This window comes from Streptomyces sp. NPDC048171 (assembly GCF_043202655.1).
Taxonomy (GTDB): domain Bacteria; phylum Actinomycetota; class Actinomycetes; order Streptomycetales; family Streptomycetaceae; genus Streptomyces.
In genome coordinates, this window is sequence record NZ_JBIDAU010000020.1 from 49,632 (window position 1) to 73,198 (window position 23,567).

Consider the following 23,567-nt stretch of genomic DNA (forward strand, 5'->3'; position numbering starts at 1 on the left):
CGACCACAACATCACTGCGACCGGCAGGTGTCGAAAAGATTAGGCTTCCAGCGCTACAGCATGCGCGTTCTCAGCCTGACCCTCCGCGGCGCGGGCGCGGCCACCTTGACGGCATCGAAGCCAACCGCGGCGAGAATCACGGGGCAAGCCCGAACGCATACGGCGAAATTCTGCGAGGACGGTCCACAATGACCATGCAACCCTGGTTCACCGAAGCCAAGCTCGGCATCTTCGTGCACTACGGCATCTACTCGGTCGAGGGCGTGCCCGAGTCCTGGGCCCTCTTCGACGGCGTCATGCCGCACGAGCGGTACATGAGACAACTCGACGGCTTCACCGCGTCCGCCTACGACCCCGGCGCCTGGGCCCGGCTCTTCGCCCGCGCCGGGGCCGGATACGCCGTCCTCACGGCACGGCACCACGACGGAGTGGCTCTCTGGGACACGCGGTTGAGCGACCTGAACGTGGTCCGGCGCACCCCCGCGAGCCGCGACCTGGTCGCCGAGTACGTGAGCGCGATGCGAGCCGAAGGGCTCAGGGCCGGTCTGTACTACTCGCACTCCGACTGGAGCCACCCCGACTACGCCTCGATACGGCACCCCCACCCACCCCACCCCGAACTGGTCGACAGCGGCTACGTCTCCCCCGCCCCGGGCGCCGAAGACCTCAGCGCCTGGGACCGCTACCTCGACTACCGGGACGGCCAAGTACACGAACTGCTCACCCGGTTCAGGCCGGACCTGCTCTGGTTCGACGGTGAGTGGGAACGCTCGGCCCAGCAGTGGCGAATGTCCGAACTGGCCGGGCTGATCCGTGAGATGGCACCGGACACCGTGTGCAATTCCCGGCTGCTCGACCACGGTGACTACGCCACGCCCGAACAGGGGCTGCCCATGTCCGCACCCAGGACCGCATGGGAGATGTGCCTGACCGTCAACGACTCCTGGGGCTACCAACCCCGCGACGACAACCACAAGACCGTAGGACAACTCGTGCGGTACTTCGCAGAGACGATAGGCATGGGAGGCAATCTCCTACTCGACGTAGGACCGCGGGCGGACGGCACCATCCTTCCCGAACAGGCTCGACGGCTCGAAGGGCTGGGCGACTGGATACGGCGCCACTCAGCGGCCGTCCACGGCAGCGTCGCGGGCCTGCCGCCGGGGCACCACTACGGGCCGAGCACGTTGTCCGCCGACCGCCGCACGCTCTTCCTGATCTGCTTCGACCCACCAAGCGAAGCGGTCTCGGTCCGCGGCCTGCGCAATGCGGTGCGCCGAGTCAGCGTCCTCGGGACCGGGACCGAACTCGCCCACCGTCGCACCGGTGGTCTGCACGACGTCCCCGGAGACCTGTGGATCGACGCGCCCGAGCCGGCGGACCTCGCCCGCCACGGCAGCGTCCTCGCCCTCGAACTCGACGGAGAAGTGGAGCTGTACACGGGCCGGGGCCGGGCGTGAACAAGTAACCATGCTGGGTCTGAGGGGAGGCCACGACGGTCGGTTCGTTGTCGTGGTCGGCGGCTGGGTAACCCGGCACCATCTGAGGCGGCTCTCCAAGGGTCGGTCCCGTGATGTGGACCGACCTGATGCTGGTGGACGCCCGCGCAAACCGAGCGGACATCGGATACGCACGGAGACAGAGGCCCGTTCCGGTCAGGACGTCCGCGACCTCAGCCGGTCGAGCTTGGCGCCCGGGCTACCACAGCTTCCTCGTTCAGGGCACGCCTAGGCCCGCAGATCCGTCACGTGCGGCGGGCGCGGGTCACCATGGCGGCGCCCACGGCGACGGAGAGCACCGCGGCACCGCCGAGGAATGCGATCCGTCCGCTTGTGCCGGTCTTGGCAAGGCTCGGCCGCGAGCCGCCCGCGGCCCGGAGGATCAGCTTGGTCACGTCGTCGGGGTTGGTCTCCATGACAGCGTGCGGCGCGTCGACTTCGACGGTGGTGGCCTTGGCCCGCTTCGCCATGAAACGCAGGTTGTTGGTGCCGATGGTCCGGTCGTCGGTGGCGACGAGGAACCAGGACGGGATGGTCTTCCAGGCGACGGACTGTGTGGGCTCGTTGCCGGAGGCGGCGGTCGCGGGCCGCTGGGTTGCGGCAAGCACCTGGGTGCGATTCGCGTCGAGCCGGTCACTCAGGAAGACATCGCCGAACTTGTCCGGTTTAAGGTACAGATCCACGTTCGTCGGGTCGCCGCCGAGCGGTACGGGATTCAGGGCAGTCGGCACCGGGGCATGCGGGTCGTCCGTCACCCTGCTGCCTGGGTACTTGGCCGCGAGTTGGAAGGCGGTCTCGCCCTTATCGGGCGCGAACCCGGCGATGTAGACGAGGGACTCGACGTTGGGGTTGCCGGCGGCGGCGTTGGTTATGACGGCTCCGCCGTAGGAGTGGCCGACGAGGACGATGGGGCCTTTGATCGTCTTGAGCTTGGCAGCGAGGTAATCGGCGTCACCGGAGAGGCTGCGCAGCGGGTTCGCGGTGGCGACTACGGGATAGCCCTCGACCTGCAGACTCTGGACTATCCGGTCCCAGCCGGATGCGTCCGCCCAGTACCCGTGCACCAGTACAACCGTCGGTCTGGCCCCTGTAGACGTCCCGCCTGACGGGGTCGCACCGCCTCCGTTCTCGGACGCCAGGCAGGGGCCCGCGGCCATCAGGGCGGCCGCGGGGAGGAGGGCGGCCAGGGGAAGTGCCCGCCGGACGGCTGCACGTCGTATGTACTCCATGACCCTGCTTTCTCTGAGGGGAGAGGCTGCTGACCACTCTGCTTTCGGGCGAGGGACGCGGCACCGCCGTGTAGCCATATGAGTGAAGATCGGTGACACAGAGTGAAGAAGGGAGGGTCAAGGGGTCAAGTCGCTGGGTTGCTGACCGCTATGGCGATGGCGGAGCGGATACGGCCGGGCAAGCGGTAGTCCGGTGGACGGGAGCCGCAGGTCCAGGGTTGAGGGGACCGTCGACGTCCGCCCGCCCAGAAGCGACCGCGACACTCCGGGAGCACGGATTCGCCCACTGAAAGTCGGCGCGCCAGCCCCGGCTGGGGTGGCGCCCTGCGTACTGAGGACAGTGCCGTGCTCGACGTCGGGTCAAGCCGTTGCTTGACTCGGTCCGGTTAAGGGCTTACTGGCTCTAACACCATCACGCTGGGCCGTCTCCGCTGGGACGCCCGCACCCGCGCCCGCATCGACAGGCGCACCTCAGAAGGAAGAACCCGCCGCGAAGCACTCCGCTGCCGTCGACGCACTGCTCGGATAACACCAGCCAACGGGCCCGGGCGGTTCCCCTACGAGCTGGCCCGGCAGCCGTCTGGGAGCCGAGCCACTCACCAGTTCATTCCTAAAGCCGCCGAGATCAACCGACGCTACTCCCCTGGCCTGCACAATCGCCATCTTTGCAGGCGAGCTCCGCGGCAGAAGCTCGTTCGGGACGAAGAGGTCGTGGGTTCACATCCCGCCGCCTCGACAGCCGTAGACCAATTCAGAGATCGGTTGGGGGGCGTGGGAGCCGGCTCCCACGCTTCGCGTAGCTACGGCAGCGAGGTCAGGCCTGCGCCTGCCGGGCGGGAAGGGCGTGCGACAAGAGGAACTCGGTCGCCCCTGCGATGGCCTCGGCGGAGGAGGCATGGACGGCCTCGGACTCCTTCTCCTGCTGATCCGCGGCGGTGGCGGTGAACCACCAGGCGTCGGCATCCGGGTCATGGTGGATGACGGCGCCGCCCCCCGCGTACTGAAGCGGGACGGACTCGCCGGCAGCCTTCTTGGTCACTGCGTGCGGCCACTTGAGGCGGGCCGACTGGCGCTTGATGCCACCCCAGGCCGCGCCCAGCTGCGCGTAGTTGGCTCCGCTGCGGCCGGCGACGGTGGCGGCGCTCTCGGCCAGTCGGTCGACGGACAGCTTGGCTTCGTACAGCGACCTCAGCATGGCCAGCTGCACATCGGGAGCAGCCATGAGCGCGGTATCGAAGGGCTTGTCGGCGGCGCGATAGGCGAGAGCACGGGTCGAGATCCCCTCGGCCAGCACTCGGACCGCTTCCAGCACCTTGTCGTCCATGGCGAATGAGTCGCCCTCGGTGGGCTCACACCAGGCGGGCTCCACCAGAGTCATCACGGTGGTCCAGAAGTTCTCGTCGTTCCTGCCAGGGGTCGGGATCACATCGTTCATGCGACAAGGATACCTGTCGCTATCTTGCCTGACAAGAAAAGCTGTCGATAGTGGTTGCGGAGTGCTCAGGCGTGATGCCCTGGCGACCGGCCGACCCGCCCCGGCACGAACCTCAGCGAGCCCACAGAGCGGCGCGCTAGCCGACCATGATCGTTCTCATCGGGATTTCCTGCCCGCCAACTATTCACGCCCTGGTGGCGCCAGACCCAGGGGCGGGGCGGACTGTCCAGGGTGGCCAGAGGCCAGCGCGGAGCGCCGCCGAAGGCGCCCTTGACCGGCCGGCACGCCCCGCACACCGAACGGTCGGCGGCCCGGCCAACACGGACGCGACGTTGAAACTCCCCACTTGGTCCGGCCTTTAACTGAGTGGGGAATTGTGAGTAGGCCTGGCCGTTTTCAAGGAATCCCATCAGGGATGGTCCCTGCGCCGGGGTGAACTCGAAGCGGCCCCGGGACTACTGAATAGGTCCCGACATCGACCAGTGACCAGTGTCGGCCCGGCCCTGCTCGCCGCACCGGAGGGGGTGGCCCCGTGGCGGTCATGTCCTGTTGGAACTGGGCGTAGGCTCCCCGCACCCGCGGAGATGGTCCCTGGTCCAGGCCCAGCACGGTCTCGTGGCTGGCCTGCTCCCCGCACCAGCGGGGTGGTCCCGAAGGCCCGCGCGTCACGGTTCACGGTGCTCACTGCTCCCCGCACCCGCGGGGATGGTCCCGGCGCCGCGGGCAACGGAAGGATTGAGATGCCCTGCTCCCTGCACTCGCGGGGATAGTCCCCGGGTCACTGATGGCGGAAGGAGTGGCTCGACTGCTCCCCGCACCCGCGCCGTCTGGGTCCAGTGGCCGACGCGGGGAAGCTGCGCCTCGTGCGGTACAAGGCCGGCGTCTCCACGACCGACCTCATCCGCTGTTACGCAGCGGACCCTCGTCAGGGACGGCTACCTCATGAACTCGTCGCGCTCCGTCCTGTGCTCATCGGTAGCCATCGGGCTCACCGCCCTCGGGCAAGTCGGCCCAGCGCGGGCAGGAGGCTGTCCCCTGGCCAGAAAGGCTGCTCGGTAGCGACAGCGGCCATAAGAACGCCGACGTCGTCTAACACCGCGGCGCGCTGTGCAGAGCCGTAGGTGACGACGTCGTCGGTCGTCGCGTCCAAGACGCGGACCAGGCCGTGTGGTCCCGTGCACAGCAGGGCGCGTGCCAGCTCGGAGAGGCCCAGACGGAGGGCGTCGCACCGCCCTGTGTGGACGAGTTCCAGAAGGTCGAGGGTGACGCCCTCCCAGTCGGCGACGCTCGGCCAGTGGGCGCCGCCGTTCAGCTCGTGGGTGAGGGTGGCCAGCGGGATGATCTCGCCTGGCTGGCCTCCCGTGGTGAGGACGTCGTGGATGCGGACCCCGTCGGGCTGGCGCACGTGCGGGTGCAGCAGCGAGTCGGCAGCTACCACGCTGGTGTTGATCTCCCGGGCGCCTGGGCCGGGATAGTAGGGCTCGTGCGCGAAGAGCAGGTACACACCGCCGGTCGACTGCTTACGGCCGTGGTCTGCCATGTTGAGTTCCTCCTTCATCGGTGGAGTGAGTGCTGAGGGCGTTGAGGGTTCGGCTGAGGGCTGATGGCGCGAGGAGGGACCGGTGCCGGCCCGCTGGCTCTCTGCTTGGCCGGCCTGGGGAGGCGCAAGGAGCGTCGTCTGCCGTAGACGTGAGGATCTCGGCGGTCTGCGCGACGAGCTGCAGCATCAGTCGCTCCCGGGTGATGAGCACGCCGGAGACGGACCGGGTCTCATGGCTCTGGAGGAGGTCTGCCGTGTCGAACAGCTGTTGGTGGCCGACCTCTTGGGCACGCCGCACCTGGTACTGGTCGCTGCGGGCGGCCGCGTCGGTGAGCGCTGTCTGTAGAGCGGCGAGGCGGTGGAGGTAGCGGCAGGCGGGTCCGGCGTCGATGATGCGGGCGTTCTCGCCGGCGCGGGCATCGAGGACGTCGGGCAGGTGCTCCACGAGCAGCGGGGCCAGGGCGGCCGCCGGCACGGTGATGCTCAGCGGAACGCCGCCGTGCAGGGTGGCGAGGGTCGCCATCATCAGGGCGACAACTATGACGGCGGCCGTGGCCGGACGTAGGGCCAGTGGGCCGAGGCGGATTCGGTAGGCCGGCCGTCGGGCCAGCCAGCGCAGTCCGAGGCGCTGCGCGCGGGTGGTGGCCGGGCTGAACACGGCGATCCGGTCAGGTTGCTGGGGCAGGCTCCCGTCGGCCGGTACCGTCCAGTCGATCCACCCCCATCCAGTCCGCTCGCGGATCAGGACGGGCTCGCAGCCCTTGACGCACTGGGCACCACAGCAGACGTGGCCGCCGCGCAGCGCCCGAACCTGTGCCCTCTCCCACCGCCTGGGCTGCTGCCGGAACGGGCGCAACGGCTCTGTGGAGCCGCTGGCCGGTGGTGTCCGGGTAGTCATGGCGTACTTCCTTCCGTCGGTCCAGTGAAGGTCGTGGCGCAGGTGGTGCAGCGTCCCTCGCCGTGGGGGTGGGCGCGGCGTGGGGTGGGGCCAGTGCAGGTGGAGCACAGTGGCCAGCCGAGGCAGGCCGGGCAGAGGTCTTCGCCGGGAGCGGTGCCAGGGACGCCGCAGCCGGCGCACTCGACCAGGGCGCGGTAGGTCAGGGCTTCGGCGACGGTGCGAGCCGCAGGCGTCATCGACGGTGGCTCGATCGCCCGGTGAATGGGCGGTTCGTCGCCCAGGACGTCGCCGGGGAGGTGCGGGCCGGTGAGGGTGGCCGGGGGCGGATAGGCCTGGGCGGCGCGCAGGCGAGCGGCGATGATGGCGCCGACGCTGGTGCGCACCGAAGCAGGCAGCGGACGGCCGGCGATGACGTGCCGCAGCTGGATGCTGGTCCAGCCACGTTCGAGCATCACGGTCACGACGCGGCCCTGATCGGTCAGCGCCTTCCCGGTCAGCAGCAGCTCGGGCTGAGCGGCTCCGATCTCCAGCAGCAGCTGGATCCCGGGATGCATCTCATCGGCCGCAAGCACCGGCGGGCTAGCCGGCGAAGCATCGGGGGCTGCGGGCGAGCTGCCAGCCGGGGAGGCTGCCGCCTCTGGCCGGCCCTTCCCCCGGGAGAGCCGCGTCGTGGTAGCGCGGCCGCAGGGATGGAGGGGGCTGGTCTTCTGCTTGTTGGTCTTCTTTCTCTTGGTCTTCTTAGTGGGGCGGTTGACCAACGTAGGTTCATCCACTGGTGGAAAACCCGACTCTGGGTGTGACCTGTGGTTTTGCAGGGCGGGCAGGTCGGTGATGAAGTACACCGCCGCACCGAGAGTTCCGTCCTGGCCGCGCTCGCGTTCGCGGACGAGGAAGCCGTGTTTTTCCAGTTCCTTCAGGCCGCTCTTGACGGCTGCCTCGCCGTCCCGGCCGCAGCGGGCGAGGTCGGTGACCGTCATCCGCCAGCCGTCCCGATGCGTGGACAGCAGCCCGAACAGCCCCTTCCCCTTGAAGGACAACCGGCCGTCACGGAACAGGCCGTTGGCGATCTGCGTGAACTGATCACCCGCCATCACCCCCCGGCGGATCCCCGCACCGAAACCGTCGGTCGGCCTGGCCTTTGAGCCCTCAGACGCCGCTTCGGCGCCGCAGAGCCCGCCGGCGAGGGCGGTGGCCGGGTGGTCGGTGATGGCGTAGACGCTCTCGCCCAGGGTGCCGTCGGGGTGGCGCTGGCGCTCACAGACCAGGTAGCCGTGCTCCTGAAGTTCCTTCAGGCCAGCACGTACCGCATCCCGGCCGTCAGGGCCCAGGCGGACGAGGTCGGCGATCGTCACCTTCCAACCGCTGCGGTGCGTACTGACATACCCGAAGATTCCCTTAGCCCGGTAAGACAGCCGACCGTCACGGAACAGACCGTTGGCGATCTGCGTGAACTGATCAGCGGCCATCACACCCCGGCGGATCCCCGCCCCGAAGCCGCTCACCGTGTGCACACGGGGCACGCAAGGTCGTCGAGGGTCTGGAGCCGGATTGCGACAACGAGCCGTCCCAGGCCGCCGGATGAGGAGACGCACACGAGTTCCATGCGGGTCAGCCCACCGGCCACCCCCGACCAGGAAGACGACCACAATCTCCGACCACAGATCACGATCCGACAACTGACGCCCTGAACAACCCTGGTCGGCCCCATGGTCGGGCTGATCAAGGAGAGCTTCTCGCGTGCCAGGTGGGATGCACACTCGCGGCTGCACACTGGCCTCGGCGCTCGATGTGCACGCGGCTGCACAACGAGGGTGGGGGTCCTGCACAGTCGCCGAGCGCACCCGAGTGCGCACCGCCCAGATGCACAGTCCGCCCAGGCTGCACAGTCAGCCCGCTGACGCACAGATGGCAGTCACGCCGTCGTCTCCCCGGGCGCCGGCGCGCATCCTCCGCAGACCGTGGTCGGGCCCATGGTCGGGCCGACCAAGCTGGCCCCTCCCGCCACCAACCAGACGGGCAGCCACCACCCGCGACCACCCCACACGCAACCCCGACCTGCCCATTCACCAGCCGTGGTCGGCCTCATGGTCGGGTCGACGAAGAAGACGAAGCCTCCTTCGTCTGCCTGGCGGTGTGAACAGTCGCGGGCTGCGCACCCGCCTCGGCGTTCCATGGGCACGCGGCTGCACAACGCGGGTGGAGTCGCCGAGCGAGCCGAGTGTGCACGCGGAGATGCGCAGTCGTCCCAAGCTGCACAGTCGGGCCCGCTGGCGGGCAGCTGGCAGTCACGCCGTCGTCTTCCCGGGCGCCGGCGCGCCTCTCTTCGTCCCCGGCTCTGTAGTGCCGGGGCCGGTGTGGACCCTGTGGGGTCCATGGTCGGGCCGACCATGGGTTCGTGACCTGTTCGTGATCGTGGTCGGGGTTGTGTGGTCGGTGGTCGGGTCGGGGCTGACGGATTTCCTCAAGGTCAGCAACAACCATTCCTGACCTGGGAGTCTGACTATGCCTCTGGGCAAGATGGCCTCGCATCGCGAGGTCGCCCCCGCGATCGCCGCGGGGGTCGAGCTGGAGAAGATGCGGCGGCGCGTGCGCCTGTCGCGTCTGGCGCTGTTCACGGCTATCGCCGCCGGGCCCGTCGCCCTGGCCGTGGCGGTGACCTCCGGTCCGGCCACCGCCGAGGCTGCCGCCCCCGTCAGGCAGGCCCCGGTGCGCACTGCGGCGGTCGCGGCCGACCCGGCGGGCTATGCGCAGGTGTTCCTCGACGCGTGGCTGCGCAGCAGTGCGGAGGAGGCGGGCAGTGCGCAGGCGCGTCGTGCGCAGTTGCTCGCACCGGGCGTCGCTCTGCCGGAGCCGGCGGCCGGTGCGAGGTCGAAGCTGAGGTCGGTGACTGCTGTGCGCAGTGTGCAGCGCGACGGGGATGCGTGGTCGGTGACGGTCGCTGCGCAGTTCGCCGACAGCACGGTCCGCTACTTCGCTGTCCCTGTGGCCGCTGACCGGGCGGGTGTTTCGTTTACGGTGACCGGTGCTCCGGGGGTGGTGGCTGGTCCAGCTCGGGCCGCGGTGCCCAAGGCTCCGTTCACGGTGAGTGTCCCTTCCGACAGTGCTCTGGTCTCGGCCGTGGGTGAGTTCCTCGGCGCCTATCTCACCGGTACCGCCGAGGTCGACCGCTACCTCGCGCCTGGGGTGGAGCTCGCGCCCGTCTCCCCCGTCCCCTACTCGACGGTCACCGTGCAGGAAGTGTCGGCGGTCGAGGAGGCCGCAGCCGCCAGCCAGATCCCGGCCGATGGCACGAAGGTCCGGGTCCGGGTCCAGGCCGAAGCGCGGGATGCCGCCGGCCACTGGCCGCTGGCCTACGAGCTCGCGCTCACGGCCCGCTCCGGCCGGTGGGACATCGCCGCACTGCAGTCCGGGACCGTCCAGGGCGGGGGTGCGCGGTGACCAGGGTGCCTGACGTGGTGCTGGCCGGGCAGCTGGACGACCTCGGCGACGGCTGGATCACCATGTTCGAGGACTGGGCGACCAAGGGCCTGCAGGCCGGACTGATCGTGCTGGTCGTCGTCATCATGGTTCAGCGGTTCAGCCTGAAGGCCGGGATCGGCGCCCTCCTGCTGATGATCATCGCGCTGGGGCTGTACGACTCCCGCGAGGACCTCGCGGAGATGTTCACCGACGAGGTGAACAACCCCGCCAACGGCGCCCCCGCCGCCCCGGGCCTCGTGCAGGGAACCGACCCGGGCGCGCGCGTGGGATCCGAGGGTGCGGGAGGCCTGCTGTGAGCGCGGCGGCCGCGAACAGGGTCGGGCGCTTCTACACGACCGCGCGGCGTCATCCGTGGGTGCTGGGGAAGGTCGCCGACTGGAAGATCCCACTCGGCCCCTACACCCCCGCGCAGATCGCCGTCCTCGTCGGCGGCGGTATCCTCCTCGTCAAGACCATCAGCTGGTGGACGTGGATGGGCCCGATCCCTGTCGTGGCCTGGGTGCTGGCCGTGTGGGCGGTACGCCGACCCAAGGTCAAAGGGCGTGCCCCGCTGCAGGCGGCGCTGGGCTGGCTGCTCCTGGCCTGGCAGCCGCAGGGCGGCCGCACCGGCGGCAGGGCCGCACGCGACCGTGCCGCACACCCCCTGCTGGGCGGCTTCACCGTCGAAGGACACCATCCGGCTGTCCCTGCAACGGTGCGGCAGCGCACCGCCCAAGTCCAGGATGACGTCCGGGCCCGAGCTGGCCGCCCGTCGCCGATGCCGTCCACCCGGCAGCAGGCGCCGCCGATGCCGGTGTCGGTGTCGGTGTCGGTGGCGCCGGTGTCGGGTGTTCAGCAGCTGCTGGCCCGCCTCCAGGAGACGGGGGATGTGCGGTGAGGGTTCCCGTCCGTCACATCGCAGGCCACCTGGCCTGGTCAACACAGGGCAACGTGTGGGCCCTCTACCGCCTGCACACCGGCCCCGACGCGAAAGGGCAGCGGGCCGAGACCGTCCAGGGCACCTACCTGCCCCCTGCGGTCCGTGACGAGCAGCTCGCCAAAGTCACGCATCTCGTGCGGTCCCTGTCCGGGGTGCCGCGGCTGTTCGGGCTGTGCGCGCAGGTCGACCCCGGCGAGATCGCCCTCAGGATGATCGAGGGCATCGAACCCGCCGGTCAGGCACCGGGTGCGGGTCCGCATCCGTGGGTGGAGAACGTCGAAGCCACCCTGGATCTGCTGGAGGGCCAGGAGATGCACCGCCGGACGCTGTGGCTGGCGGTGCCCCTGCAGAGCGAATCGGGCGGGCAGGTAGCCGCGTCGCTCGGCGCGATGTGGGCAGACGTCGCACCCCTGCTGGGGATGCGCGCTGCTCCGGTGGCGCGCCGTGAGGTGACGGCCTTCCGGGAGCAGGCGTCCCGGGTGGAGGCCGCGCTCGCCGGCGCTGTCGCGTTCCGGCCGGCCCGTCCGGCGGAGATCGTGTGGATGGTGCAGCACGCCCTGCACCGCGGCCTGGCGGAGCCGCTGTTGAGCGAGGCCGAGACCAGCACCCTGTACGGCAGCCAGGTCCAGGGCGGGGCGCTGCGCTCCCCCAGCTACGCCGACCTCGGCCAAGCGCGCCTGCAGGAAGGTGGTATCGACCCCCAATTGGACGATGCCGAGGAGCTCAAGGGTGCGGGCCGCATCACGCGGTCGGGCCGCTCCGCCTGGTGGCGGCTGCAGGCAGGGTCGCCGCTGCGCAGGCGGTGGCTGCAGGTCGAGACGGACAGCGGGGTGGGCTACCAGGCGCAGCTGGCGCTTGCGGAGTGTCCGCCGGCGGTCGGTGCGGTGTCTGCGGATCTGTTCGCGCAGTTGGAGATGCTCGACTTCCCCGTCGACTACACCGTCGATCTGACGCTGGTGCCGGCGGAGAAGGCACGCGATCAGGTGCGGCGCAAGAAGAACGAGCTGATCGACCAGGCCGACCAGTACGACGCCCGGCCCACGGGCATGCCCGCTTCCCTCACCGACGCCGCCCGCGACCTGGGCGAGCTGGACGCCCGCCTGTCCCGCACGTCCGTGGAGGTGGAGGTGCAGTCGGTGACGGTGCTGACGGTGTGGGGGCCGACCGCGGCCGTCTGTGACGCCCGCGCCCGGGCCCTGACCGCCCTGCTCTCCGGCGCCGACTACCGAGCCGTGCGCCCCGCCGGACTGCAGGAAGTCCTCTTCACCCTGGGGATGCCCGGCACGGCACGGCCGGGGATGCTGCGGGAGTTCACCCAGCACCAGGTCTCCGAGGACTGGGCCCTGTCCGGGGCCTTCACCACCAGCGAGGTCGGCGACCCGAACGGAATGTTCCTGGGGCTGGACCTGGATTGCGGCACCAGCCGCCCCGTAATGATCAACGTCGCGGACGCGCCGAAGCAGGACGCGTCGGCGTCGATGGGGATCGTCGGAGACCTCGGCGCGGGCAAGAGCGTGCTGCAGAAGCTGATCGCGGAGGCCGTGTGGGCACGTGGCGGCTGCGCGATCTGCATCGACCGGACCCCGGTGCGCGAGTGGGCCACCTTCGCCCGCAGCGCCGCCCAGGGCCGGGTGCAGATCGTCGACGCCGCCCGGGCCGAGGTGTCCATCGACCCGCTGCGGATGTTCGACGGGCCTCAGGGCCGCCACTATGCCCTGTCCTACCTCACCCTCCAGCTGGGCATCGGCCCGATGAGCACCAGCGGCGAGGTGCTCCACCACGCTGTCGAGCGGGCCGCCGCCGGCGACAAGCCGTCCATGCAGCGCGTGCTGGAAGTCCTTGAGGAGATGAGCACGCGGGAGGCGGGCAGGCGGCAGGACGCGGCCGCCACTCTTGCCGGTCTGGTCCGGGTCGTGGCGTCCAACCCGCTGGCGGCGATGGTGTTCGACCCCGCGCTGCCTCCCGTGAGGCTGGATGCCTCCAGCGCCTGCGACATGATCGTGATCACCACGGCGGGACTGAAGCTGCCGCCCAAGGCCGCCTTCGACAACCCCGAGGTCCTGCACCAGCAGCCGCTGGAAGCACTCATCGGCCGGGCTGTCCTCTACCTGATCGCGGCGCTCGCGCGGCAGACCGCGTTCGAGGACCCACAGCGGTTCACCGCCGTCGTCCTGGACGAGCTGTACTGGCTCACCTCATCCGCTGAAGGCACCGCGCTGGTGCACGAGATCCTCCACGACGGCCGCAAGCACGGCGCCGGCCTGATCGCCGGTTCCCACGACGCCCAGGAACTCGGGCCCGACCGCGGCCTGATGGCCTACCGGGCGCTGGCCCGCACCACCGACCGGGCACGCGCCCGCCGCGGCCTGGAGTTCATCGGCCTCAACCCTGACGACGACGAACTGGTACGGCTGGTGACCGCGGGCCTGTCCCCCGTCGGCCACAGTGGCCGCGAAGGCGAGTTCCTGCTGACCTGCCCACGACAGAACACCGGACGGGTCAAGACCCTCATTCCGCGCATCGCCCGTATCGCCGGGTCCATCACCACCACCCCGGGGCCTCGCAGCACCTCGACCGCAGCCACGGCGCCCGATGTGCCCAAACCGCCGGGCGACCCTGCCGGGGTGAAGAGCGGGCAGGTCTGACCATGGCACGTCGTCCCAGCCCCGGCACGCTCCGCTCAACCGGCTTCACGGTGCTGCTCGCCCTCGTGTTCGTGATGGTCAACAGCCAGGTCGTGTACGCCGCCGGCAGCACTGGCGAGACCGGTGACCTGCTGGCGCCGCTGAACATCACGTCCTCCGAGGGCGTGCCGATCAACGGTTACGAGCTGAACGCCGAGGGCGGATCCATCGTCGCGTTCAAGACGCAGGCTCTGGCGTTCGCTCTGTCGGGGCTGTTCACGCTGATCCGGCTGCTGGTCGGTCTGGCCGGGTGGGCGATCGAGGTGGCGTTCCGGTTCCCGCTGCTGAAGGTCCTGACCCGACCGGCGCAGGAAGTCGCCGACGCGTACAACGATGTGGTCGTCGACGCGCTGGGGCTGAAGGGGCTGCTGCTGGCGTGGGCGTTCGTGTTCGCCGGCTTCATGCTGGTGCGGGGCCGGGTCGGCCGCGGTCTGGGGGAGATTTTCCTGACCTTGCTGATCGCCGCGTTCGCCACTTCGGCGTTCGTCCGTCCCGACTACCTGCTGGCCGCCGACGGCCCGCTCGGCCAGGCGCACCAGGTGGGTGCCGAGGTCGCGCAGCGCAGCGTGAACGCTTACGACTGGGGCGGCAAGATCGCCAGCAAGTCACCCTGTGACGGCATGGCCGGCCGCCAGGAGCTCAAGTGCCTTCAGGAGCAGGGCGAGAAGCCTGTCACGGCGGCGGAGGTGGCCCGCCCGATCCAGGACGCCGTCACCAACGCACTGATCGTCAAGCCGTACATGCTGCTGCAGTACGGGCGGATCCTCGACCCGGCCAAAGAGGCGGACCGCAAGGCCTACGCCCTCCACCTCAAGTGGGTGGCCGGAGGCTACAAGGCCGGCGATGACGGCAGCCGTGAGGGCGAGGACGACAAGAAGGATCCCTGCGACCTCGTCAAAGGCCCGGGCAAGCAGTACTGCGAACGCGAGCGGGACGGGCAGAGTGCCGTCGACTCGTTGCCCGAGCTGACTCCGGGTGGTGAGCTGCTGGACGCCTCGCACGCCTTGGTGACGGATGAGGACCGCGAGTTCGCCGCGTTCCTCGCGGACCTGAAGAAAGCCGGCGAGGTCGGCGAGGCGGCCGCTGCCTATGCCGAGAAGCCCACCTGGTGGCGGGTCGGCGGCGCGCTCCTGCTGCTGCTCGGTGCCCTGTTCATCTGCGGCATGCTCCTCTCCTCGGCGATCGTGCTGCTGGGGACCCAGGCCGTGTGCGCGGCGGCGGCCGCGGCGGGCGGTGTCGCTTTCGTCGCGGGCATGCTGCCGGGGCCGGCGCGGCAGTCGGTGTGGAAGTGGCTGTCCCTGTGGGGGATCGCGGTCCTGGCCGTGGTCGGGATCTGTGCGTTCATCCCGTTCTTCGGGATCGCCGTCGACGCCGCCATCACCAACGGCCCCGACCTAATGGTGGAGCGGATCCTGCTCATCGACGTCCTCGCCATCGCCGGCGCTGCCGGGCACCGCCGCCTGCTGACCGGTATCGCCTCCTTCGGCCGCCGGATGGCGATGCGGATGCGGTACGCGAAGGTCGGCGGCACCCACCTGCCCGGCGACACCTCCGAACTCGGCGCCACCCTCGCCATGCACTGGCCCGCCGCGCTCGGCGGATACAGCGCAGGCGGTGGGCTGCGTGCCCTTACCGCAGGCGGGGGCGGGCGGTTCGGGATGCTCGGCACCCGGCAGCGGCTGATGGGCGCGCTCGGCTCCCTCGTGGACGGGGCGGGCCTGCCCGTGCACACCGGCCGGGTCCTCGCCGATGCCACGGCCGAGGCCGGGCGCGGACTCGCCCCGCTGACCGCGGCAGCCGCCCTCGGCGGGGCGGGCGCACGGCTCGGCGCCAAGGGCGGGTACGGGCTGCTGATCGGACGCCGTCCGGACCCGGAGCAGTTGGCGAAGTGGCGCAAGCCCACCGCAGCCGGCGACCCCGACGCCGACGGACCCGAGGGCGGAGCTCCGGGCGGGCAGGGTGGCCCGGGCGGAGACGGGCTGCCACAGTCCGGTGGCCCGGGAGGCGATGGGGGACCGCTGCGACCCGGTGGTCCGCCTGACCGGTACCGAAACGAGGACGGGAAGGTCGTTGACCGGCGCACCGGGCAGGTGCTGCACGACCAGAACAGCGACCGCACACTGCTGTCGACGCGTGCGCACAACCGGCTGGTCCGTTTGCGCGGCTACCGCCTTGTGCACCGCGGCGGCCGCACCGCCTACGCGGCGACGGCCGGTCTGCCGGCCAGTGTCGGCATGGCCCGGATACAGGGCTCCCAGTTTTCGCGCGATGCCCGCCAGCAGGTCCAGGTGTGGGGCAACACGCTGCGCGAAGACGGCCAGGCCTGGGCCGCCACCGGACGTCACGTCGGCCGGGTCCTGCAGGAGCACGCCGACGACCGGGGCGGACCCGCCCCGTTCACCGGCCGCCGCCTGCCGCCCGCCTCCACTGCCCGGGACGCGGCCGGCCCGGAAGCAACCCCGCGCCCCAGTGCTCCACCCAGCCCTGGCCCCTCCACGGCCTCCCGGGGCCTGCCGGCTCCCGGCCGGTCAGACGGAGCCCGGTCCGAGAGAGCGCAAGAACAGCCGGGAGCAGCGCCCCCTGCTCGGTCGGCTCGCCGGACGGGCAGCGAGCCAAGGCCGCGCGATCACGGTGGCCCCGTCCTGCCCGGCGGTGGCAGGGCCCGCAGCCAGGCGCGCGAAGAGGCGCGGCAGCGGATGCAGGAGTTGATGCGCAGGACCGCGCCGGATGCCGAGCGTCTGCGCCAAGGGCAGTCCCGGCCCGATGACCAGTCAGACGAAGGGGGTGAGCCAGGGTGAGGCCTGTCCGGCGGCGTCACCGTCTCACGCGGTGGGGGTGTGCAGGGCTGCTGCTGTTGTTCGGTGCGGTGTGCTGCGCTGCCCCGATCGCCAACTCGGTGGGCACGTATGTGGCCCTGGCCACCAGGGCGAGGGACGATGGCAGTGGGATCGCGGCAGGTGGCCATGTCGCCGACATTCCGCCGCGGATGCTGGCCGCCTACCAGCTCGCGGCCCGGCAGGTCGGCAAGCATGTGCCGACGTGCCGGGGGATGCGCTGGCCGATCCTGGCCGGGATCGCCAAGGTCGAGTCGAACCACGCCGTGGGCCGCAACGTCGCCGGCAACGCAGACATCCGGCCCAAGATCTACGGGATCCTCCTCAACGGCTCCGGTGCAGGTGGGAACACCACCGTCTTCCCGGACACGGACGGCGGCCGCTGGGACGGCACCGCCGCCGGCGAGCGCGCGGTCGGCCCCTTCCAGTTCCTTCCCTCCACCTGGGACGGCGTCGGTAAGGACGCCAACGGGGACAAGACCGCTGATCCGCACAACGCCGACGACGCCGCCCTCGGCGCCGCGGTCTACCTGTGCGGAAACGGACGCGACCTGGCCAAACAGTCGCAGCTGAGGGCAGCGATCTTCCAGTACAACCGGTCCAACGCGTACGTCGCCAACGTGCGCGGCTGGATCGACCAGTACACCGCCGCCGCCCAAACCCCGGCGCTGGACAAGGTGGCGGGAGATGTCAGGACCGTCATCGAGGCGGCCCTCGCCCAGCGGGGTGTCCCGTACTCGTGGGGCGGCGGCAACGCGAAGGGCCCCAGCACCGGCATCTGCTGCTCCCCCAGCGGCAAGAGCGGTGCACGCATCAAGGGCTTCGACTGCTCGGGGCTGACCACCTACGCCTTTGCCCGGGCCGGGATCCGCCTGCCGCGCACCGCGGCCGCCCAGGCCGGTGTCGGTCAGCGGATTCCCGCGAGCGCGGGAACGCGCGCGCTCACGCCCGGTGACCTCGTCTTCTACGCCTACGTCCCGGGCCGTGATTCCACGATCTACCACGTCGGGATCTACGTCGGCTCGGGACAGATGGTCAACGCCGCCCGCCCCGGGACCCTCGTGCGGCTGGACGCGGTCGACGCGATGTCCGGCTACGCGGGAGGAGCCCGCCTGTTATGACGACACCCTCATCGCGCTCCCCGCGTCTGCTGCTGACCGCCGCCCTCATTCTCGCGGTGGTGGGGGCGGGCATGATGACGTGGCCGGCCCCGTCCGGTCCCCGGGAAGCCGCCGCCCCGGCACGCCAGGCCACCACCTTCCCGTCGGATCACCCCTCACCGTGGTCCTCGAGCGCGCCGCCTCCTACCAGGAACACGCCCAAGGACGCCGCCGCCCCGTCGCCGGCCGTGGAGCCTTCGCCGTCGACGTCCGCGGCCGCGCTGCCGCCGCACGGTGAGGGGGCGGCGGGTGACCGGGCCATCCAGCAGGCCCTGGACACCGCCTGGCCCGCCGACCTCAACGCCGTCGACGAGCGGCAGCTGATCACGGCTGGCCGCGGGCTGCTGCGGGCCGACGCAACCGGTGTCGGCCGCGACCGGTGGCCCACCTACTTCGGCGGTGCCGAGCAGGGAGTTGCGCCGGCGTTCGCCACCGCCCGCTTCCGTATCCAGGCTGCCATCGCCCGCCAAGACGGCGCCCTGGACCGGGCGGTGGTGCATCTGGTGTGGGCGGGCACCGACCGCGGCGGCACCCACACCGACGGCCGCATCACCGACCTCCACTTCACCCGCACCACCCCGACCAAGGAAGGGGAGCCCGCGTGGATCCCGCAGCCTGGCACCTGACCCTCGCCACACCCGTCGGCGACGCCATCGGCCTGCTGTCCCACCTGGCAGCCGCGGCAAGCTGGCTGCTCCCCCACTGGTATCTCCTCGCCCTGCTCGTCACCGGGTCCTGGGGGCTGAGCAAGTGGCTCGTACGCCGCCTGGCACGCAAGGCCTCCGCCGAGCGCATGGCGCTGGAACTGATCCCTGAACGGCACTTCGACCCGGGCCTGGAAGAGATCTTCAGGCGCGGGGTACAGCTCGCCAGGGCATCCACGTCCATGCCGTGGTGGGCGCCGCGTCGTACGAAGGCCGTGCAGATCAGGCTCCGCGCCGACGGCTCCAGCCCGCTGCGCTACCGCATCGAAGGACCCGCCGGTGGTGAACGGCTGCTGTCCATCACGCCGTTCGGGCCGGCCGTCACGGTAAAGCGAGGCCGGCCCATCGCCGACAAGCCACGCAAGCATGTCGTGCGGGCCGAGTTCATCCTGCGGGGCAAGCCCACGGCCCCGCTGCGCGACGTCCCGCTCGATCCGGATCCGCTGCAGCCCCTGGTCGATGCCGTTTGCGACCTGCGGGCCGCACTGGGAGACCTGGCCGAACTGCGGCTCGACATACAGCGCGCCCCGAAGTGGACGCTGCGGGCCAGGCGCATGCAGCTGATGTCGGACGCCCGCCGCCGTGAGCGGCGGGAGGCGCAGCGCACGGCACGGTCGCTGCGTCAGGACGCCAGCGGGGTTGAGGACTCGCTGGGCTGGCAGTTGCAGCAGCTGATCGGCGGCAAGCCGGGCGGGGGCGGGGCGGGTGGTCGGCGGTTGGTGATGCCGCCGGTGCCGCGCCGGGTGGAACCGGCGGAAGCGTTGGGGAAACTCGCCGACGACGACCATCTGGTGCGCGTGCAGCTGCTGGTGATGTGCGCCTCCGACACCAGAGGGCGGGCCGAAGCACGGCTCGGTCAGCTCCAGGCCGCCCTGGACGTGTTCGGCGGTGGCTCGCGGTGGGCGATGCGAGGCTGGCACCTGGGGGCGTGGCGGTTGGGGGCGGACCGCTGGCCCAGCCGGCGCGGCTTCGAGCGCCGCTGGGAGTTGGGGCATTGCCAGCCGCCCCGCCCGAACTGGGTGCGGCTGGAGGAACTGACCGGTCTGCTCAAGCCGCCCACGGTGTACTGCCGGCTGCCGCTGCTAGCCGGTGACCTGCCGACCTTCGAGTTCGGCAACCCTGAGTTGCTGCTGCAGGGCATTCACCAGGGCCCGGACGGCCGCCGCCGTCTGGTCGCCACCTACGCCAGGGAAACGTTGTTCGAGGTGGGGGTGGGAAAGGCAGGCGGCGGCAAAACTGAGCGGGCCCTCGCGCAGGCGATCGGCTGGGCTCACGCCGGGGGCGGACTGCTGTTCGTCGACCCCCACCGTGACTCCTGGCCCCGCGCCCTGCCCTTCCTCGCCCACACCACCCTCGCCCACCGCACAGCGCTGATCGACCTGGGCGCCCACGGGCCAGCCCCGCAGGTCAGCTCGTGGAACCCGCTCGACATGCGCCACGGGCAGGTCGCCCACGAAGTCGTCGAAGCCACTGCAGACGCTTTCGCCTCTGCCCTCGGCTGGGACGACGCCACCGCGCCCCGCGCGCTGACCATCCTCACCGCCGCTCTCGCCGTCCTGGTCACGGTCAACTCCGCCGCCTGCCAGGCGGGACGGCCCGAGGACCAGACCACCCTCTTTCACGCGCGGCCCCTGCTCACCGACCACGCCTTCCGCACCACGGCACTGGCCGGCGTGGACGGGCGGCTGGACGAGGAAACCCGCGCCTGGTGGCAGACCGTGTTCCCCACACTTCCCGTAGACGCGTTCGCCGTCGTTCTCAACCCGATCACCCGCCTGGCCGCCAACCCGGTCACCCGCGCCTTCCTCGGCCAGGCGGCCGGCGTCTACAACATCCGCGCCGGCATGGACTCGAAGATGATCCTGTGGGTGTGCCCCGGCGGCAACGGCCCCACCGACCGGCTCATCACCGCACTCCTGGCCCGGGACCTGCTGCGCGCCGTCCGTTCCCGCCGGGACGTGCCCGAAGCCAGGCGAGTGCCGTTCCGCGCCTACTTCGACGAGCTGATCACCCTCACCGGCGCCGCTCCCGAAACGATCGCGAGCATGTTCGAGGACTTCCGCAAGTACCGGGTCCACGTCCACGGCATGACCCAGCTCCTCGCCCGCCTCCCGGGCCCGGTACGGCTCTCGCTGGTGCAGAACGCCTCCACCCTCGCCTCCACCGCCGGCTCTCAGTCCGCCATCGCACCCGTCACCGCCGAATGGGGCGATGAGCCCGGGCCCGATGTCGTCGCCGCCCTGGACCGCTTCGACCACTACCTGTCGCTGACGGTAAAGGGCCGCCGCATCGGCCCCGTCAAGATCACCGGACCGCACCTCGACGACGTCTTCGCCACCTACGCCCGCCCCGACAACGCCGCGGCGTTCGAGCGCGCCGCCCGCACCACGGCCGGCACCGCACCCCTGGACCAACTCACCATCCAAGCCCGCGGCCAGCTCGGCCGGGTCAACGCCTTCCTCACCCAGCTCACCCCCACCACCCCACCAGACAGCCAGGAGAAGACCTACAAGTGACCACCACCGCCCAGCCCGTGCCTGCCCTCCCGGCTCATGCCCCCAGCCCTGCCGAACCGCTCCCGAACCAGATTCTGACCGCACTGGGGCAGCACCGGATGGCCACCACCGGTCAGCTCCAGGCCCTGCTCCGCCCCGCTGCCAGACGCCAGACCGTCAGCACCCCACTCAACAGGCTCCGCCGCCAGGGCCTGGTCGACTACACGGTGCTGCCCCGTTCCCGCGGGATGCGCGCCTGGTATCTCACCGGTGACGGGGCGCGGATGGTGAAGAACTTCCCCGCCCTGCGGGGCAGGCCGACCTACGCGATCACCTCCACCACCGCAGCCTCGCTGAAGACCCCTCACACGCTGACGGTGCTGCGTACCCACCTGGCATTCGTGGCCGACGCTCGCGAACGCGGCGACGAGCACGGCTTCCTGGACTGGACACCTGAGGTGTCCCACTCTCTCGGCGACGGGGCGAAAGTCATCGCGGACGCGCTGCTGCACTACACCCTCACCGGCCCGGGGCAGCGGACCAAACTCCGGGCCTTCGTCGAGGTCGACCGCACCACCATGAGCAGTGAACGCCTCGCCTCCAAACTGATCGACTACGCACGCCTGTGGTCGTATGAACCACCACTGGTGGGACGGAACCGCTCCCGCCAGCCGGCCCTTCCCGGGCCTGCATGGCTGCGCTGGTACCCCGTATACCCCCGCCTCCTGTTCGTCCTCACCGGCAGCTCCCGACAAGTCCTGGACAACCGGATCAGCGACTTGCAAGCCATGGCAGCCCAGCACCCCCTCGTCGCCACCATGACCCGCACCGTGCCACTGGGCGCCGCGGTGCTGGACGACATCGAGGCACAAGGGCCGACCGGCGAAGTCTGGACACCGTTGAACGACGGGCATCCTCGGTCATGGACCGAGCTGTGAGGCGATGCCGTCCTGAAGTTGCAGGTGCATCCCGCAAAGGACGCCGCACGGCTATACGACAACAAGTCGACAACTGGTTTCGGAAGTGACCGGATAGCACCCCTAATGCTCGAGTGAACTCACGTTTTTAACTTGGGAGTTGGCTGGCATATGCGTAACCTAGCGATCACGCAAACGCATCACCACAGCTTGACCAAGCTGTGGAGGCAGGCCTGCCGCCAGGGTAGCGGCACAGGCTGCGCCGCAGGGCGCCGACGGGGAGGCATCGTGAAAGACCGTGCGGACAATGTTCTTCTTCGCTCTCGCAAGCCCGCTACCGCCTTGCTCTGCCTGTGCGCAGCCCTCACCCTGACTGCGTGCGGCTCGTCCGGTGACAGCGACGACCGAGCGGAGGGGTCCCCTACGCCTACACGCCCACCGGAGACGACCGCTCCCGCCGATTCACAGGCCGCTGCGAAGAAGGAAGCCGTCTCTGCCTACCAGGCTTACTGGCAGGAGATGGAGAAGCTCTACGCTGACCCCACCGGCAAGAACGCTCATCTTGACCGGTATGCGGCGTCGGAAGCCCTGAAGGGTGCCGAGACAGATGCCAAGAGCACCCATGATCGCGGCCTCGTCATTACCGGCAAAGTCAGTTTGAGTGATGCGAACGTCACCAGGGTTGACGTTTCGGGCCAGGTTCCGAACGCGACTGTTTCGGCTTGCCTGGACATCTCGCGCTGGGTAACCGTCAGAGCCAAGTCCCGGGAGCCTGTCTCGCTTCCGGAGAACCGGCTCACCGCCTACGAGATCGTCAGCGTCGTCGAAAAGTACCCTGAAGGCTGGCGCGTCACCCGGGACCAGCCACAGGGGAAGGCGTGCTGAGGCGCTGGTACAGCGTCGTAGCAGCGACGCTGCTCGCGTCAGCCGTCATCCCCGTGAACAGCTTCGCGGACGAAGATCCCCGTGGCAGCGGTGGCGTGCACTGCACCAAGTACACCTGCCAGGTAGAAGTGGACGTTCCCGGGCAGTCCGGCAACAGTCAGGCGGGCGGCAACAACAGCACTAGCGCCCCAGGGAAGAGCGACTCATCCGGCGGTGGCAACTCCACGGACGACAGGGTCTGCAAGTACAAACTGGCCGACCCGCAGCCCCCAGCCGGCAGCCTGGACTGGGAAGGCCACCAACCAGGTGACGGCGCCGTGTACCAGCAGACGTGTGGCTGGGAGGACCTCGACGGGAACCTCATCACCCGGATGGTGTGGCTCGCCGAGCCGCCCGAGCAGGAGACGATCGACCCTACTGTTCTGGCGCAGCGTGTGGTCGACTCGATGACGCTGCTCGGGCCGGATATCGCCAGCCCCCGCGCGACGGGCAGGTACACGGTCGGTGTCCCGGTGTGGATGTGGGTGAACCAGAGCGCCACGACCTACGGGCCCAACACAGCGTCCGCATCAGCAGGTGGCGTGAGCGTCACGGCCACCGCGAAGGTCTCGAAGATCGTCTGGCAGATGGGTGACGGTTCCACCGTGACGTGCTCCAGCCCGGGCACGCCCTACAAGGGTTCCTCCGCCATGGTCGAGTCACCGACCTGCGGACACCGGTACTCCGCGACGTCAGCGGATACGCCGGGCGCCAGGTACTCCGTGACGGCAACGTCGACCTGGACGATCGACTGGCAGGGCGGCGGCCAGAGCGGGCAGCTCGGAGAGATCCGTCAGTCCGACATGCAGGTATCCGTGGGCGAGTTGCAGGTCGTCAGGTAGAGGCCGT

At 70.3% G+C, this 23,567-nt stretch carries 17 protein-coding genes; 12 read left to right on the forward strand and 5 right to left on the reverse strand.

Annotated elements, in window-relative coordinates; genetic code table 11:
* The first annotated feature begins 188 nt into the window (after positions 1-188).
* A complete protein-coding gene (locus ACGF3J_RS37110; RefSeq protein WP_393855918.1) occupies positions 189-1,460 on the forward strand; it encodes an alpha-L-fucosidase in 1,272 nt (423 codons plus the stop codon).
* A gap of 284 nt (positions 1,461-1,744) precedes the next feature.
* Here ACGF3J_RS37110 and ACGF3J_RS37115 read toward each other — a convergent pair whose 3' ends face one another.
* The 5 genes from ACGF3J_RS37115 to ACGF3J_RS37135 all read right to left on the reverse strand — a co-directional run bounded on the left by ACGF3J_RS37115 (position 1,745) and on the right by ACGF3J_RS37135 (position 8,103).
* On the reverse strand, positions 1,745-2,728 hold the full coding sequence (locus tag ACGF3J_RS37115) for an alpha/beta fold hydrolase (protein WP_393855919.1): 984 nt from the start codon (positions 2,726-2,728) through the stop codon (positions 1,745-1,747).
* Between the two features lie 814 nt (positions 2,729-3,542).
* A complete protein-coding gene (locus tag ACGF3J_RS37120) occupies positions 3,543-4,163 on the reverse strand; it encodes a hypothetical protein (RefSeq protein WP_393855920.1) in 621 nt (206 codons plus the stop codon).
* A 988-nt stretch (positions 4,164-5,151) separates the two neighbouring features.
* Positions 5,152-5,703, reverse strand: coding sequence for a hypothetical protein (locus ACGF3J_RS37125; protein WP_393855921.1), 552 nt, complete (start codon positions 5,701-5,703; stop codon positions 5,152-5,154).
* Positions 5,684-6,601: a hypothetical protein gene (locus ACGF3J_RS37130; protein WP_393855922.1), complete on the reverse strand. Its 918-nt coding sequence runs from the start codon at positions 6,599-6,601 to the stop codon at positions 5,684-5,686. The genes ACGF3J_RS37125 and ACGF3J_RS37130 overlap by 20 nt, the downstream gene beginning before the upstream one ends.
* Positions 6,598-8,103 carry a hypothetical protein gene (locus ACGF3J_RS37135; protein WP_393855942.1) on the reverse strand — a complete coding sequence of 502 codons (1,506 nt, stop codon included), beginning with the start codon at positions 8,101-8,103 and terminating at the stop codon, positions 6,598-6,600. Before ACGF3J_RS37135 ends, ACGF3J_RS37130 begins: the two co-directional genes overlap by 4 nt.
* 1,000 nt (positions 8,104-9,103) lie before the next feature.
* Here ACGF3J_RS37135 and ACGF3J_RS37140 point away from each other — a divergent pair.
* The 11 genes from ACGF3J_RS37140 to ACGF3J_RS37190 all read left to right on the forward strand — a co-directional run bounded on the left by ACGF3J_RS37140 (position 9,104) and on the right by ACGF3J_RS37190 (position 23,560).
* Positions 9,104-10,039 carry a conjugal transfer protein gene (locus ACGF3J_RS37140; RefSeq protein ID WP_393855923.1) on the forward strand — a complete coding sequence of 312 codons (936 nt, stop codon included), beginning with the start codon at positions 9,104-9,106 and terminating at the stop codon, positions 10,037-10,039.
* A 62-nt stretch (positions 10,040-10,101) separates the two neighbouring features.
* Positions 10,102-10,377, forward strand: coding sequence for a hypothetical protein (locus tag ACGF3J_RS37145; protein ID WP_393855943.1), 276 nt, complete (start codon positions 10,102-10,104; stop codon positions 10,375-10,377).
* Entirely contained in the window at positions 10,374-10,958 is a 585-nt protein-coding gene (locus ACGF3J_RS37150) for a hypothetical protein (protein ID WP_393855924.1), read from the forward strand. The genes ACGF3J_RS37145 and ACGF3J_RS37150 overlap by 4 nt, the downstream gene beginning before the upstream one ends.
* Positions 10,955-13,645 (forward strand): ATP-binding protein, encoded by a 2,691-nt coding sequence (locus tag ACGF3J_RS37155; protein ID WP_393855925.1) that lies wholly within the window; start codon positions 10,955-10,957, stop codon positions 13,643-13,645. Before ACGF3J_RS37150 ends, ACGF3J_RS37155 begins: the two co-directional genes overlap by 4 nt.
* A 2-nt stretch (positions 13,646-13,647) precedes the next feature.
* Positions 13,648-16,482 (forward strand): hypothetical protein, encoded by a 2,835-nt coding sequence (locus ACGF3J_RS37160; RefSeq protein ID WP_393855926.1) that lies wholly within the window; start codon positions 13,648-13,650, stop codon positions 16,480-16,482.
* Between the two features lie 98 nt (positions 16,483-16,580).
* Complete coding sequence (locus ACGF3J_RS37165; protein ID WP_393855927.1) at positions 16,581-17,639, forward strand: C40 family peptidase; 1,059 nt, start codon at positions 16,581-16,583, stop codon at positions 17,637-17,639.
* Positions 17,636-18,304, forward strand: coding sequence for a hypothetical protein (locus tag ACGF3J_RS37170; RefSeq protein WP_393855928.1), 669 nt, complete (start codon positions 17,636-17,638; stop codon positions 18,302-18,304). The genes ACGF3J_RS37165 and ACGF3J_RS37170 overlap by 4 nt, the downstream gene beginning before the upstream one ends.
* A complete protein-coding gene (locus ACGF3J_RS37175; RefSeq protein WP_393855929.1) occupies positions 18,280-20,898 on the forward strand; it encodes an ATP/GTP-binding protein in 2,619 nt (872 codons plus the stop codon). The genes ACGF3J_RS37170 and ACGF3J_RS37175 overlap by 25 nt, the downstream gene beginning before the upstream one ends.
* Positions 20,895-21,815, forward strand: coding sequence for a replication-relaxation family protein (locus ACGF3J_RS37180; protein WP_393855930.1), 921 nt, complete (start codon positions 20,895-20,897; stop codon positions 21,813-21,815). The genes ACGF3J_RS37175 and ACGF3J_RS37180 overlap by 4 nt, the downstream gene beginning before the upstream one ends.
* A 498-nt stretch (positions 21,816-22,313) precedes the next feature.
* Positions 22,314-22,679: a secreted protein/lipoprotein gene (locus ACGF3J_RS37185; RefSeq protein ID WP_393855931.1), complete on the forward strand. Its 366-nt coding sequence runs from the start codon at positions 22,314-22,316 to the stop codon at positions 22,677-22,679.
* The gene (locus ACGF3J_RS37190) at positions 22,673-23,560 is read left to right on the forward strand and encodes an ATP/GTP-binding protein (protein ID WP_393855932.1); all 888 of its coding nucleotides are present in this window, start codon (positions 22,673-22,675) and stop codon (positions 23,558-23,560) included. The genes ACGF3J_RS37185 and ACGF3J_RS37190 overlap by 7 nt, the downstream gene beginning before the upstream one ends.
* Positions 23,561-23,567 lie beyond the last annotated feature (7 nt).

Bases quoted from the DNA above. Each gene is read 5' to 3' on its own strand.
- ACGF3J_RS37185 (WP_393855931.1), top strand. From the start codon at position 22,314: ATGGAGAAGCTCTACGCTGACCCCACCGGCAAGAACGCTCATCTTGAC.
- ACGF3J_RS37120 (WP_393855920.1), bottom strand. From the start codon at position 4,163: ATGAACGATGTGATCCCGACCCCTGGCAGGAACGACGAGAACTTCTGG.
- ACGF3J_RS37110 (WP_393855918.1), top strand. From the start codon at position 189: ATGACCATGCAACCCTGGTTCACCGAAGCCAAGCTCGGCATCTTCGTG.
- ACGF3J_RS37130 (WP_393855922.1), bottom strand. From the start codon at position 6,601: ATGACTACCCGGACACCACCGGCCAGCGGCTCCACAGAGCCGTTGCGC.
- ACGF3J_RS37140 (WP_393855923.1), top strand. From the start codon at position 9,104: ATGCCTCTGGGCAAGATGGCCTCGCATCGCGAGGTCGCCCCCGCGATC.
- ACGF3J_RS37115 (WP_393855919.1), bottom strand. From the start codon at position 2,728: ATGGAGTACATACGACGTGCAGCCGTCCGGCGGGCACTTCCCCTGGCC.
- ACGF3J_RS37125 (WP_393855921.1), bottom strand. From the start codon at position 5,703: ATGGCAGACCACGGCCGTAAGCAGTCGACCGGCGGTGTGTACCTGCTC.
- ACGF3J_RS37170 (WP_393855928.1), top strand. From the start codon at position 17,636: ATGACGACACCCTCATCGCGCTCCCCGCGTCTGCTGCTGACCGCCGCC.
- ACGF3J_RS37145 (WP_393855943.1), top strand. From the start codon at position 10,102: ATGTTCGAGGACTGGGCGACCAAGGGCCTGCAGGCCGGACTGATCGTG.
- ACGF3J_RS37160 (WP_393855926.1), top strand. From the start codon at position 13,648: ATGGCACGTCGTCCCAGCCCCGGCACGCTCCGCTCAACCGGCTTCACG.